The following is a 12,475-nucleotide window of genomic DNA, read 5'->3' on the forward strand; positions in this document are numbered from 1 at the left end:
TGTCCGGTCAGCCGGTCAGCACGTGCACGCCGGCGCCGGTGGCCCCGGCCAGCACGATCACCACGATGAACGGCGCGCGCAGCGCCAGCGCCAGCGCGGCGACCGCCAGCCCGGCCAGCCGGCCGTCGACCACGAGCCGGTCGTCGCTGGTCAGGCCCTGCACCGCGACCAGGGCGGCCAGCAGCGCAGCGGGCACGAAGTCCACGACGCGGGCCACCCAGGGCTGCTCCACCCACGCCGCGGGCACCGACATCCCGGCCAGCTTGAGCAGGTAGCAGCCGACCGAGGCGACGACGACGGCCAGCCAGAGCGTGTCGGGGCTCATGCCGGCAGCTCCGCCGTCCGGGGCCGGCCGGCCAGCGCGACGGCGACCACCGCCACGATCACCTGCACGCCCGCCGGCACGAACGGCGTCAGCGCCAGCGCCACCACCGCGCCCCCGAGCGCGACCCGCCGCTGCGCGCCCGGCTCGGCCGAGCCGCGCGCGGTCAGCCGCGGCCACAGCAGCGCCAGGAAGGCGGCCGGGACGACGGAGTCCAGGGCCGCCTCGGCGGTGCCGCCCAGGCCGGAGGCGCCGAGCGCGCCGACCAGGGTCATGGCGTTCCAGCCGAGGTAGACCGTGCCGCCGGTGACCCAGAACGCCAGCCGGCCGAGCTCGCGGTCCGGCGCGGCGACGGCCATCGCCGTCGACTCGTCGATGACCAGGTGCGCCGCAGCCGCCCGCCCGGCCGCGCCGCGCGGGGCCAGCAGCGGTGCCATCCGCACGCCGTAGACGGTGTTGCGGGTGCCCAGCAGCAGCGCGCTGCCCACCGCCGCCGGCGCGCTGCCCCCGGCGCCGAGCACGCCGACCAGCGCGAACTGCGAGGCACCGGTGAACATCAGCAGCGACAGGGTCATCGCCTGCCAGGCGTCCAGTCCCGCGGCGTCGGCGGCCGCGCCGAACGCGATGCCGTAGAGGCCGACGGCGACGCCGAGCCCGACGGCGTCGCGCAGGGTGCGGGAGCGGTCGGGCGGGGCCACGGGGCCCCAGGTTAGGCGGCGCGCGTCCGGCGCCGGCGCACCGTCCGGTCGAGGATGCCGAGGGTCCCCTTGAGCGCGCTCTCCGGGACGATCGGGAAGGTGAGCAGCGACCGGTAGTCCTCCCGCAGGTTCGACCAGTCGCAGTAGGAGACGACCCGGGTGCCGCCGTCGGCGGGCTCCAGCCGGTAGCCGTAGACGTGCTGCAGCGGCGGCCGGATCGTGCCGAGGATGGTCCAGGCGATCTCCCGGTCCGGCTCGTAGGCGGTGATGACCACCTCGACGTCGTACCGCCCCATCGGCAGGGTCGCCGAGGGCCTCCCGGTCCATGTGGACGACGAACCGGTCGCCGACTGCCGAGACCGGCTCGCCCTCGGCGTCCATGAGCATCCCGGAGGCGTCGATGTCGACGTGGCCCTGCGGATCGCGCAGCACCGCGAACACCTCCGCGGGCGTCGCCGGGATCAGGCGGGCCGCCTCGATCCGCTCCGCGGCGGGCTCGTCGGGGGCGGGGACTGCGCTCGCGCTGGTCATGCGCCGCAGCATGGCACCGACCTGAGCAGCAGATCACCCCCGCGCGCGACGGCGCGCCCTCCGGGCCGCCGTACAGTGGCGACGTCCCGAGTGCGCAGGCCCCGCTCCTGTCGCGGCAGGCCACCCTCGGGCCCCCGTCGAAGGAGACAGACGCACCGATGTCCGACACCCTGACCGGCAGCCCGGCGCTCGACGCCATCACCGCCGCTCTGGCCACCGTCCAGGACCCCGAGATCAACCGCCCGCTCACCGAGCTGGGCATGGTCAAGGATGTCCAGATCGCCGAGGACGGCGCGGTCCGCGTCGAGGTCTACCTGACCGTCGCCGGCTGCCCGATGCGCGAGACGATCACCAACCGGGTCACCACCGCCGTCGGCGCCGTCCCCGGCGTGACCTCGGTGCAGGTCGGCCTGGACGTCATGAACGACGAGCAGCGTGCCGAGCTGCGCAAGACCGTCCGCGGCACCGACGTCGCCGACCCGGTCATCCCCTTCGCCCAGCCCGGCTCGCTGACCCGCGTCTACGCGGTCGCCTCCGGCAAGGGCGGCGTCGGCAAGTCCTCGGTGACGGTGAACCTCGCCGCGGCCCTGGCCAAGCGCGGGTTGTCCGTGGGCGTCGTCGACGCCGACATCTACGGCCACTCCGTGCCCCGGATGCTCGGCACCGACGAGAAGCCGACCCAGGTCGACAGCATGATCATGCCGCCGCAGGCGATGGGCGTGAAGCTCATCTCGATCGGCATGTTCACCCCCGGGAACACCCCGGTCGTGTGGCGCGGGCCGATGCTGCACCGCGCGCTGCAGCAGTTCCTCGCCGACGTGTGGTGGGGCGACCTGGACGTCCTGCTGCTGGACCTCCCCCCGGGCACCGGCGACGTCGCGATCTCCATCGCGCAGCTGCTGCCGAACGCCGAGATCCTCATCGTGACCACCCCGCAGCTGGCCGCCGCCGAGGTGGCCGAGCGCGCCGGCGCGATCGCGACGCAGACCCACCAGCAGGTCGTCGGCGTCATCGAGAACATGTCGTGGCTGGACCTGCCCGACGGCTCCCGCATGGAGGTCTTCGGCGCCGGCGGCGGCGAGGCGGTCTCCGATGCGCTCACCAAGACCCTCGGTGCCCGCGTGCCGGTGCTCGGGCAGATCCCGCTCGACACCCGCCTGCGCGAGGCCGGCGACGCCGGTGCCCCGATCGTCCTCGCCGAGCCGGAGTCCCCGGCCGCGGTGGCGCTCCAGAAGATCGCCGACGGGCTGGCCAGCCGGCAGCGCGGCCTGCAGGGCATGTCGCTGGGGCTCACCCCCGTCCGGAAGTAGCCGGCACCGGGGTGACCGAGAAGCTGATCTCCGAGAGCACGACCGTCGACGCCCCGCCGGAGGTCGTCTTCGCGATCCTCGCCGACCCCCGCCAGCACTCACGGATCGACGGCTCCGGCTCGGTCGGCGCGGTCCTCAGCGCCCCGGAGCGGCTCACCGGCACCGGCCAGACGTTCACCGTGCGGATGAAGCTCTTCGGCGTCCCCTACGTCATCCCCAACCGGGTCGTCGAGTTCGAGGAGGGCCGGCTCATCGCCTGGCGGCACTTCACCGCCAACCGCTGGCGCTACGAGCTCGCCCCCACCTCCGACGGCGGGACGACGGTCACCGAGACCTTCGACGCCTCGCGGGCCGACGGCCTCACCGACGCGATCGTCCGCGCCGCGAAGTTCCCCGAGCGCAACCGCGCCGGCATCCTCGGCACGCTGCAGCGGCTCAAGCAGGCCGCGGAGACCGACGCCGCAGGTCCGCTAGCCGGGTGGACGCCCGGCCCGCCCGTTCGCGCGGTGTCCTGCGCGGCTTCGCGAACTCCGCCGATCTCGGCGGTCTGCCCGCCCCCCGAGGCTCGGAGGTTCCGACGGGCCGCGTGATCCGCGCGAACACCCCCGCAAGGCTGAGCGAGGAGGACCTGGCCGCCGCACACGCGGTCCGGTTCGCTGTGGTCCTCGACCTCCGCTCGTCCGAGGAGCTGGTGGCCTGCCCGCACCCGTTGGCCAATTCACCGGCGTACCGCTGGCTTCCGCTCATCGACCCCGCCGCCGAGGCAGGGGAAGACTTCAGCCGGTATCGCACGCTCGGGGAGATCTACAGCAGCAGCCTGCAGCGCAACGCCGCACACATCGCGGCCATCTTCGGCGCAGTGGCCAGCGCGCCGCCCGGACCGGTCCTCATCTCGTGCCGGGCGGGCCGTGACCGCACCGGGATGATCGCAGCCCTGCTGCTCGACCTGGCCGGGGTCGACCGACAGGCGATCGCCGCCGACCACGCTCTCCCCCCGGCCGGCACCTGCGGGACGAACGCGGCAGATCCAGCCTCCGGGGACGACATCCTGGAAATGCTCGACCACGTGAGCGCTGCCTACGGCTCAACGGCGCAGTACCTCCGCTGGCTCGGCCTCGACGGCGGCACCGTCGACTCGCTGAGTCGACGGCTGGCAGCGTGACCTCTGACCGCGAGGTCGGAGATCACCGCGCACTCAGGGTTGTCGACGCCGGTCGGCGAGCAACCCTGGGTGTGAACTGATCACCGGGCGGCCGGGCTAGGTCGCGTCGGGGTCGAACGGGGGCGGCACGTTCCGGTCCCGCGGCCGGGCGGCGGCCGGCGCGGCGGCGGCCGCGGTCGCCGTGGCCCCCCGGCCGACCGCCTCGTCGTCCTCGAACAGCTGGCTGCGGATGAACGTCCGCGGGTGGTACTTGCGCAGGTCCAGGTCGCGCAGCTCGGGCAGGTCGTCGCCGAGGGTCTCGTTCACCTGGGCGCGCACGCCGCTGATCGCCGTCCGCAGCTTCTTGATCCCGGCCGCGGCGTCCTTGGCCAGGTGCGGCAGCCGCTCGGGACCGAAGATGAACAGCGCGGCGAGCGCCAGGACGATGAGCTCGCCCCAGCCGATCGAGTCGAACACCGCCGCTCCCGTTCCTCACCGGCCCGGACGGGCCGACTCCAGAGTAGGCGGCGTCAGGCCGCGTCCAGCGTGGCCCGCAGCTCCTGCGAGCTCCCGTCGCGCACGACCTCGACGGTGACCTCCTCGCCGGGGGCGTACCGGTCGACGGCGACGACGAGCTCCTCCGAGCTGCCCACCGGGTTCCCGGCGATCGCGATGATCACGTCCCGCTCGCGCAGGCCCGCGTCCGCCGCGGCGCTGCCCGGCTCGACGTTGAGCACCAGGGCGCCGTCGCGGGCGCCGTCGGTGACCGAGCGGGCGTTCACGCCCAGCGAGGAGTGCACCGCGCTACCGGTGGAGATGAGCTGCTCGGCGATGTCCTTCACGGTGTCGACCGGGATGGCGAAGCCCAGCCCGATCGAGCCGCCGGTGGTGCCGTTGCCCCCGAGCGAGGCGATCGCGGTGTTGATGCCCACCAGCGCGCCGGTCTCGTCGACCAGCGCGCCGCCGGAGTTGCCCGGGTTGATCGGGGCGTCGGTCTGCACCGCGCTGATGACGGCGTTGGTGTCGCTGCCCTCGCCGGCCAGCCGGACCGGGCGCTCCAGCGCGCTGACGATGCCGCTGGTGACCGTGCCGGCCAGCCCGAGCGGCGAGCCGATGGCGACCACGGGCTCGCCGACGACGACGCTCTCCGAGGTCCCCAGCGCGATCTCGACCAGGCCGGGCTTCTCGACCTTGATGACGGCGAGATCGCTGGCCGGGTCGCGGCCGACGATCCGCGCCGCCGAGCCGCTGCCGTCGGAGAAGACCGCGCGGATCTCGGCGCCGTCGACGTCCTGGGCACCGGAGACGACGTGGTTGTTGGTGACGATGTAGCCCTCGTCGCCGTCGATGACGACGCCGGAACCGGTCGCGCCGGACTCGCCGACGCGCACCTCGATGGACACCACCGCGGGGGTCACCGCGGCGGCGATCGCGGAGACCGACCCGGGCTCGCCAGGACTGCCCGGATCGACCTGGGCCAGCGTCGTGCCCGGCGAGAGCAGGGGCGACTCGGGGGTGGCGCGGGTGAGGAACCAGCCGACCCCGCCGCCCACGGCGCCCACCAGCAGGACGGCGAGCAGGACCAGCGCGGACAGCCGCACGGAGACGTCCCGCAGCCGGACCTTCTTCCGGCCCTTCGCGTCGACGACGATCGGGCCGGGCTGCTCCTCGGGCTCCGCCGGGAAGACCGCGGGCGCGCCGAGGCCGGCGGGCGCGTACGGATCGCGCCAGGGGTCGCTGCGGGCGTCGGACTTCCACCACGGCCCGGCCGCGGTGCGCCGGCGGCCGGGGCGGCCCGCCGGGGGGTCCTGCAGGCCGCGGCGGCCCGGCGCGGGCGGCCCGAACGCGCGGATCAGCGCCTCGGGGGGCGGCGGAGGGACGGGACGGGCCGGCGGCTGCGGGCGGTCCCCGGCGAAGCTGCCGGCCACGCTGCCGGGCCGGCCGAACGCCGCCTGCTGGTCGGGACCGGGCTCGGGCGCGGTCACCCGGCGCGGCGCGAGCCGGTCGGGTGCGGCGCCGAAGGAGCCGTCGGTGCCGGGCGGCCGCGCGAAGGCGGCCTCCTCCGGGGCGGCGTCCGGCGGGGTGCCGGAGTCGTCGGAACCGGTCAGGGGGTGCCGCCCGGCTCGACGAACGGGAGCGTCGCCCCGGTGTTCAACGTCCGCACCACCGGCGGGACGACGTCGGTGTGCTCGCGGACGGCGGAGTCGGCGCTGCCACCCGGGGCCACCGGGACGTCGGGCGGCAGGTTGAGGGCCAGCGCGGTGACGCCTGCCCCGAGGCCGGCGAGCGTGCCGACCAGCCCGCGGCGCAGCCAGCGGGCGTGGTCGGGGCGGTGCGGGCGCTCCTCGGGGGCGAGGTCGACCTCGAAGGCGCCGCCGTCGCGCACGGTGAACCGGCCGGCATCGCCGCCGAGGGACATCGGGCCGGGCCCGGAGCCGGGGACGTCGGCGGTGAACGGGATGGCGCACAGCCGCGACACCAGGTCACCGGGGACGGCGACCTCCTGCGAACCGTGCAGGGCGTCCTTGGCCTCGCGCTGCGCCTGGACGGCCATCCGGCACTGCAGGCACCCGGCGAGGTGCCGGGCGGCGCGGGCGGCCGGGCCGGCGGTCAGCTCGCCGTCCACGAGGGCGGCGATCGCCTCCTGCGCCAGGTGGCTCTCCGGCAGGCTCATCGGGCACCTCCCCCGAGGACGACGTCGTCGTCGCTGATCACGCGGCCGGGCGCCAGGTGGGCCAGGGCCTGCCGCAGCTGCACGCGGCCGCGGTGGATGCGGCTGCGCACGGTGCCGAGCTTGATGCCCAGGGTCGCCGCGATCTCCTCGTAGGTCAGCCCCTCGATGTCGCAGAGGACGACGGCGACGCGGAACTCGGGCGACAGCGCGTCGAGCGCGGCCTGGATCTGCGGGTCGAGGTGGGTGTCGGCGTAGACCTGCTCGGGGCTGGGCGCCCGGCCGGGCAGCCGCTCGGTGTCCTCGGGCAGCGCGTCGAAGCGAATCCGCTGCCGGCGCCGGACCATGTCGAGGAAGAGGTTGGTGGTGATGCGGTGCAGCCAGCCCTCGAAGGTGCCGGGCGAGAAGTCGGCCAGGGAGCGGAAGACCCGGACGAACGTCTCCTGGGTGAGGTCCTCGGCGTCCTGCGGGTTGCCCGAGAGGCGGTAGGCCAGCCGGTACACGCGGGCCGAGTGCTCGCGCACGACCTGCTCCCAGGTGGGCGCGACCCAGACCTCGGCCTCGGGGCGGGTCGGCTCGGTCACGGCGCCAGTATCCCCGACGGCGGCCGGGGTCACCGGATCGGCGTCGGAGGGTCGTGCGGGCACGGGTTCGCGTCAGGGCCACGTCCGGTCCAACGGGGCGGCCCGCAGGCGGTGTTCCCCCGCCCCGTTGTTCCCAGCGAACTCACAGCCCCCGCCCTCCCCCGCGTCCCGGCGGCGGTCGCGCGACGCGCCGTCACCGGCAACTACCCTCGGCCGGTGATGAGCGCCCACCCACCGCCGCCGGGGAGCGGCTCGGAGGGCGCCGCCTGGGCCGACCGCTTCGCCACCGAGACGGCCGAGATGACCGACGCGCGCGACCGCGCCGCCCGCCTGACCGGCCCGCCCCCGGTGCAGCCCGCCGTCGGCGCGACCCTGGCGCTGCTCGCCTCCGGCGCCGAGGCCCGGTCGGTGGTGTCGATCGGCAGCGGCGGCGGGCTGGCCGGCCTGTGGCTGCTGCGCGGCATGCGGCCCGACGGCGTCCTCACCGCCCTGGACGGCGACCCCGAGCAGCTGCGCGCCGCCCGCGCCGCGTTCGCCGGCGCCGGCGTGCCGGCGGGCCGGACCCGGCTGATCTTCGGCACCCCCGCCGAGGTGCTGCCCCGGCTCTCCCCCGGCGCCTACGACCTGGTCGTCTGCGCGGGCCCGCCGCGGGAGTACGCCGCCCAGCTGCCCGGCCTGCTCGACCTGGTGCGGGTCGGGGGCACGCTCACCTGCCACGGCCTGCTCGCCGGCGGGCGGATCGCCGACCGCGCCGCCCGCGATCCGCAGACCGTCGCCTGGCGGGAGATCGCCCGCGCCGTGAAGGAGGACGAGCGGCTCCTGTCGGCCGTCCTCCCCATCGGCGAGGGCCTGCTGGTCGCGACCCGGCGCAGCTAGGGCGCACCCCCGCCGAGTGCGGAGTTGATGCCGCCCACGCCGGCGCGCCGTCCCGTGTCGGCGACCGCAACCCAGCACTCGGCGGCTCAGCCGAACCCGAACTCGGCGACCGGCTCCCACGGTCCGCCGAGGTAACGCCACAGCCCCAGGCCGCGGGCGCCGACGTCGTGCGGCGCGAACTCCACGAGCAGCCGCTGGTGCAGCGCCCGGGCCACCTCGGGGGCGACCTTGTTCTGCACGGTGACGTGCGCGGCGTGCTCCTGCCGGTCCTGCGGCGTCAGCCAGGGCCGCCACGCCGCCGCCAGGCCGGCCCGCAGCGCGGTCAGCTCCGGCGCGGTCAGCGCGTAGGCGACGCCCCGGCCGAGGAAGCGCACCCCGGTCACCGCGACGTCGAACGGCGGGCGATCGGCGGCCGCCGCGAGGTCCTGCCGCACCGCGTCGAGCTGCTCGCCCGGCAGCGCGTGGAACAGCGTCACGTGCGCCGCGAGGTGGTTGCGCTCGGGCGGGAAGTGCTGCGCCCGCAGCCGGTCGAAACGCTGCTGCGCGGCGTCCTCCAGCAGCAGCGTGACGACCAGCGGCTCCCTCACAGCAGCTCCGTCACAGCAGCCCGGTCACAGCAGGGCGCGGGCGCCCTTGCCCAGCACCGTCACGCCGCCGGCGCTGACGTCGTAGCGCTCCCGGTCCACGTCGAGGTCGACGCCGATCCGCGCACCCGGCGGCACGATCACGTTCTTGTCGAGGATCGCGCGGCGCACGACCGCGCCCTCGCCGATGACGACGCCGTCCATGACGACGCTGCCCTCGACCCGCGCGCCCCGCTCCACGCGGACCCCCGGCGAGATCACCGACCCGTGCACCGCGCCGCCGCCGATGATCGCCCCGGCGCTGACCATCGACTCCTCGGCCCGGCCGCCCAGCACGAACTTGGCCGGCGGCAGCTGCGGCGGCAGGGTGTAGATCGGCCAGCGGTCGTTGTAGAGGTTGAAGACCGGGGTCACCGAGACCAGGTCCATGTGCGCGTCGTAGTAGGAGTCGATCGTCCCGACGTCGCGCCAGTAGCCGTGGTCGCGCTCGGTGGCACCGGGGACGACGTTGGTCGAGAAGTCGTAGACCCACGCCTCCCCGCGCTCGGCGAGCATCGGCATGATCGAGCCGCCCATGTCGTGCACGGAGCTCTCGTCGGCGGCGTCGGTGCGCAGCGCCTCGAGCAGGGCGTCGGTGGTGAAGACGTAGTTGCCCATGGAGGCGAAGCTCTCCTCGGGCGAGTCCGGCAGCCCCGGCGGGTCCGCCGGCTTCTCCAGGAACCCGCGCACCTTGCCGTCGGCGTCCGCGTCGATGACGCCGAACTCGGTGGCCTCGCGGCGCGGCACGCGCAGCCCCGCGATCGTGACGCCGGCGCCGGTCTGCAGGTGCTGGTCGATCATCTGCCGCGGGTCCATGCGGTAGACGTGGTCGGCGCCGAAGACGACGACGATGTCGGGGCGCTCGTCGTAGATCAGGTTGAGGCTCTGGTAGATCGCGTCCGCGCTGCCGGTGTACCAGCGCGGCCCGAGCCGCTGCTGCGCCGGCATCGGGGCCACGAAGCCGCCCAGCAGCTGCGACATCCGCCAGGTGGTGGTGATGTGCCGGTCCAGGCTGTGGCTCTTGTACTGGGTCAGGACGGCGATCTGCCGGATGTCGCCGTTGACCAGGTTGGAGAGCACGAAGTCGATGAGGCGGTAGTTGCCGCCGAAGGGCACCGCCGGCTTCGCGCGGTCCCGGGTGAGCGGCGACAACCGCTTCCCCTCACCGCCCGCCAGGACGATGCCGAGAACCCGAGGACCGCCACGCATGCCCGCAACGTATCCGGCATCCGCCGCCGCCACTCCTCCACCGGCCCCGGCTCACCCCTCCGGGGGCCGGATCGCCCGCCGCCGGGAGCGCGGGGCCTGCTGCCCTTACGGTGACGGCGTGCGCATCGGCATCGTGACCCGCGAGTGGCCACCGGACGTCTACGGCGGGGCCGGGGTGCACGTCGAGCACCTGGTCGCCGCGCTGCGCGCCCTCCCGGCGGGGGCGGACGGCAGCACCGTCGACGTCGACGTGCACTGCTTCGGCGAGCCGCGCGACGACGCCACGGCCCACGCCGTCCCCGCGGGGCTGGCCGGGGCCAACGGCGCGCTGCAGGCCCTCGGCGTCGACGTCGAGATCGCCGCCGCGCTGGGCGGGGCCGACCTCGTGCACAGCCACACCTGGTACGCCAACACCGCCGGGCTGCTCGCGGCCCTGGTGCACGGCGCCCCGCACGTGGTCACCGCCCACTCGCTGGAGCCCCGCCGGCCGTGGAAGGCCGACCAGCTGGCCGGCGGCTACCGGCTCTCCTCCTGGGCCGAGCGCACGGCCTACCTGGCCGCCGACGCCGTCATCGCGGTCAGCGCCGGGATGCGCACCGACGTCCTCGACGTCTACCCCGACCTCGACCCCGCCCGCGTGCACGTCGTCGGCAACGGGGTGGACGCCGAGGCCTACCGCCCCGTCGACGCGCCGGACACGGTGCGCGCGCTCGGCGTCGACCCCGACCGGCCCTACGCGCTGTTCGTCGGCCGGATCACCCGCCAGAAGGGGCTGGTGCACCTGCTGGCCGCGGCCGAGCAGCTGCCGCCCGACGTGGGCCTGGTGCTGTGCGCCGGCGCCGCGGACACACCGGCCGAGCGCGAGCAGGTGGCCGACGCCGTCGCCGGGCTGCAGGCCCGCCGCGAGGGCGTGGTGTGGATCGAGCAGATGCTGCCGCGCGAGCAGCTGGTCCCGCTGGTCTCGGGCGCGACGGTGTTCGTCGTCCCGTCGGTCTACGAGCCGCTGGGCATCGTCAACCTGGAGGCCGCGGCCTGCGGCACCGCCGTCGTCGCCAGCGCCGTGGGCGGCATCCCCGAGGTCGTCGACGACGGCCGCACCGGGCTGCTGGTCCCCTACGACCCGGCGGACCCCGAGGCGTTCGCGAGCAAGCTGGCGGCCCGGATGACCGAGCTGCTGCGCGACCCCGACCGGGCGGCGCGCATGGGCGCGGCGGGCCGCGAGCGGGTGCTCGCCGAGTTCGGCTGGCCGGCGATCGCCCGGCAGACCGTCGAGGTCTACGCCGCCGTCCTGGCGGCGCGGCCCTAGCCGCGCCGCTGGTACCTTTCCCCCGCCGGCCCGTGCGCCGGTGACGCAGCAGCAGCGAAGTCCGGTGCGAACCCGGCGCTGTCCCGCAACTGTGAGCGGCCCCCTGCCCGACGCGGCGGAGCCCGAGCCAGATCGCCTGCTCTGCGCCGTGCATCCGACCCTCGCGGCAGGGGTCGCGCACCGGGCGTCGGGTCAGCTCGGAGGCGACCTCCGCCGCCTCTCCTGGAGGCCCTCCCCTTGTCCGGTTCCCTTCCCCGGGCTGCGCGGTCCGCAGCGCGCCTGCGCCTCGCGGCGGTGCCCGTCGCGCTGCTGCTGACCCTGACCGCCTGCGGCGACGACGCGTCCGACGACGCCGGTGACGCCGCCGCCTCCTCGTCTGAGGCCGCCGACTTCCCGGTGACCCTCACCGCCGACAACGGCGAGGTGACCCTCGAGGAGCAGCCCGAGGCCATCGTCTCGATGTCGCCCTCGGCCACCGAGATGCTCTTCGCCGTCGGTGCCGGGGACCAGGTCGAGGCCGTCGACAGCAACTCCAACTTCCCCGAGGGCGTGCCGACGACCGACCTGTCGTCGTTCACCCCCAACGCCGAGGCGATCGTCGGGTACTCGCCGGACCTGGTCGTGCTCAGCGACGACATCGGCGGCATCGTCGACGCGCTCGAGGGCCTCGACGTCCCGGTGCTGCTGCTCGGCGCGGCCGAGGACCTGGACGACACCTACGCGCAGATGGAGCTGCTCGGCGAGGCCACCGGCCACGCCGAGCAGGCGGCCGAGGCCGTGGCCGACGTGCAGGACCGCATCGACGCCGCGGTCGCCTCGGTCACCGCCGACGTCTCGGGCCAGCGGGTCTACCACGAGCTGGACCCGGGCCTGTACTCCGCGGACAGCTCCACCTTCATCGGCAGCATCTACACGCTGTTCGGCCTGGAGAACATCGCCGACGGCGCCCCCGACCCCAGCGGCGGCTACCCGCAGCTGTCGGCCGAGTACGTCGTCGAGCAGGCGCCGGACATCATCGTGCTGGCCGACACCAAGTGCTGCGGCGAGAGCGCGCAGACCGTCGCCGCGCGGCCCGCCTTCGGCACCGTGCCCGCCGTCGTCGACGGTCGCATCGTCGAGGCCGACGACGACGTCGTCTCCCGCTGGGGCCCGCGCGTCGCGGACTTCGCCGAGAGCGTGGCCGGGGTCCTGCAGGGCTGAGCGC

The 12,475-nt window shown here is 75.4% G+C and carries 16 protein-coding genes; 7 read left to right on the plus strand and 9 right to left on the minus strand.

Annotated features, from left to right (window positions below; genetic code table 11):
* Positions 1 to 7: 7 nt before the first annotated feature.
* From JKP76_RS00715 to JKP76_RS00725, 3 genes are read right to left on the minus strand one after another with little or no spacing between them, the layout of a single operon-like run.
* Positions 8 to 325 carry an AzlD domain-containing protein gene (locus tag JKP76_RS00715; protein ID WP_200489156.1) on the minus strand — a complete coding sequence of 106 codons (318 nt, stop codon included), beginning with the start codon at positions 323 to 325 and terminating at the stop codon, positions 8 to 10.
* Complete coding sequence (locus JKP76_RS00720; RefSeq protein ID WP_200489157.1) at positions 322 to 1,020, minus strand: AzlC family ABC transporter permease; 699 nt, start codon at positions 1,018 to 1,020, stop codon at positions 322 to 324. Before JKP76_RS00720 ends, JKP76_RS00715 begins: the two co-directional genes overlap by 4 nt.
* A gap of 11 nt (positions 1,021 to 1,031) precedes the next feature.
* Positions 1,032 to 1,316, minus strand: coding sequence for a hypothetical protein (locus JKP76_RS00725; RefSeq protein ID WP_242471134.1), 285 nt, complete (start codon positions 1,314 to 1,316; stop codon positions 1,032 to 1,034).
* Positions 1,317 to 1,399: 83 nt separating this feature from the next.
* On the opposite strand from JKP76_RS00725, the gene JKP76_RS00730 reads away from it, so the two are divergent.
* The 4 genes from JKP76_RS00730 to JKP76_RS00745 all read left to right on the plus strand — a co-directional run bounded on the left by JKP76_RS00730 (position 1,400) and on the right by JKP76_RS00745 (position 4,023).
* Positions 1,400 to 1,576 (plus strand): hypothetical protein, encoded by a 177-nt coding sequence (locus tag JKP76_RS00730; RefSeq protein WP_200489158.1) that lies wholly within the window; start codon positions 1,400 to 1,402, stop codon positions 1,574 to 1,576.
* 133 nt (positions 1,577 to 1,709) lie between these two features.
* Entirely contained in the window at positions 1,710 to 2,861 is a 1,152-nt protein-coding gene (locus JKP76_RS00735; protein ID WP_200489159.1) for an Mrp/NBP35 family ATP-binding protein, read from the plus strand.
* An 11-nt stretch (positions 2,862 to 2,872) separates the two neighbouring features.
* Positions 2,873 to 3,451 carry an SRPBCC family protein gene (locus JKP76_RS00740; protein ID WP_200489160.1) on the plus strand — a complete coding sequence of 193 codons (579 nt, stop codon included), beginning with the start codon at positions 2,873 to 2,875 and terminating at the stop codon, positions 3,449 to 3,451.
* Entirely contained in the window at positions 3,340 to 4,023 is a 684-nt protein-coding gene (locus JKP76_RS00745) for a tyrosine-protein phosphatase (protein WP_200489161.1), read from the plus strand. The genes JKP76_RS00740 and JKP76_RS00745 overlap by 112 nt, the downstream gene beginning before the upstream one ends.
* A gap of 96 nt (positions 4,024 to 4,119) precedes the next feature.
* Here JKP76_RS00745 and JKP76_RS00750 read toward each other — a convergent pair whose 3' ends face one another.
* The 4 genes from JKP76_RS00750 to sigE all read right to left on the minus strand — a co-directional run bounded on the left by JKP76_RS00750 (position 4,120) and on the right by sigE (position 7,257).
* Positions 4,120 to 4,479 carry a twin-arginine translocase TatA/TatE family subunit gene (locus JKP76_RS00750; protein WP_200489162.1) on the minus strand — a complete coding sequence of 120 codons (360 nt, stop codon included), beginning with the start codon at positions 4,477 to 4,479 and terminating at the stop codon, positions 4,120 to 4,122.
* 53 nt (positions 4,480 to 4,532) lie between these two features.
* Positions 4,533 to 5,987, minus strand: a complete 1,455-nt coding sequence (locus JKP76_RS00755; protein ID WP_309229487.1) for a trypsin-like peptidase domain-containing protein — start codon at positions 5,985 to 5,987, stop codon at positions 4,533 to 4,535.
* Positions 5,988 to 6,106: 119 nt separating this feature from the next.
* Entirely contained in the window at positions 6,107 to 6,676 is a 570-nt protein-coding gene (locus JKP76_RS22840) for an anti-sigma factor (protein ID WP_200489163.1), read from the minus strand.
* Entirely contained in the window at positions 6,673 to 7,257 is a 585-nt protein-coding gene (gene sigE, locus JKP76_RS00765; RefSeq protein ID WP_200489164.1) for an RNA polymerase sigma factor SigE, read from the minus strand. The genes JKP76_RS22840 and sigE overlap by 4 nt, the downstream gene beginning before the upstream one ends.
* Before the next feature lie 219 nt (positions 7,258 to 7,476).
* On the opposite strand from sigE, the gene JKP76_RS00770 reads away from it, so the two are divergent.
* Entirely contained in the window at positions 7,477 to 8,133 is a 657-nt protein-coding gene (locus JKP76_RS00770) for an O-methyltransferase (RefSeq protein ID WP_200491201.1), read from the plus strand.
* A gap of 86 nt (positions 8,134 to 8,219) precedes the next feature.
* Here JKP76_RS00770 and JKP76_RS00775 read toward each other — a convergent pair whose 3' ends face one another.
* Both JKP76_RS00775 and glgC read right to left on the minus strand, forming a co-directional pair.
* Positions 8,220 to 8,720, minus strand: a complete 501-nt coding sequence (locus JKP76_RS00775; RefSeq protein ID WP_200489165.1) for a 2'-5' RNA ligase family protein — start codon at positions 8,718 to 8,720, stop codon at positions 8,220 to 8,222.
* 24 nt (positions 8,721 to 8,744) lie between these two features.
* Complete coding sequence (gene glgC, locus JKP76_RS00780) at positions 8,745 to 9,965, minus strand: glucose-1-phosphate adenylyltransferase (RefSeq protein WP_200489166.1); 1,221 nt, start codon at positions 9,963 to 9,965, stop codon at positions 8,745 to 8,747.
* A 118-nt stretch (positions 9,966 to 10,083) separates the two neighbouring features.
* Here glgC and glgA point away from each other — a divergent pair, with 118 nt between their 5' ends.
* Together glgA and JKP76_RS00790 are read left to right on the plus strand one after the other, a co-directional pair.
* Positions 10,084 to 11,271, plus strand: a complete 1,188-nt coding sequence (gene glgA, locus JKP76_RS00785; protein ID WP_200489167.1) for a glycogen synthase — start codon at positions 10,084 to 10,086, stop codon at positions 11,269 to 11,271.
* Between the two features lie 294 nt (positions 11,272 to 11,565).
* The gene (locus JKP76_RS00790; protein WP_309229485.1) at positions 11,566 to 12,471 is read left to right on the plus strand and encodes an ABC transporter substrate-binding protein; all 906 of its coding nucleotides are present in this window, start codon (positions 11,566 to 11,568) and stop codon (positions 12,469 to 12,471) included.
* Positions 12,472 to 12,475 lie beyond the last annotated feature (4 nt).

The organism is Blastococcus sp. TML/C7B (assembly GCF_016612845.1).
In the GTDB taxonomy this organism is placed as follows: domain Bacteria; phylum Actinomycetota; class Actinomycetes; order Mycobacteriales; family Geodermatophilaceae; genus Blastococcus.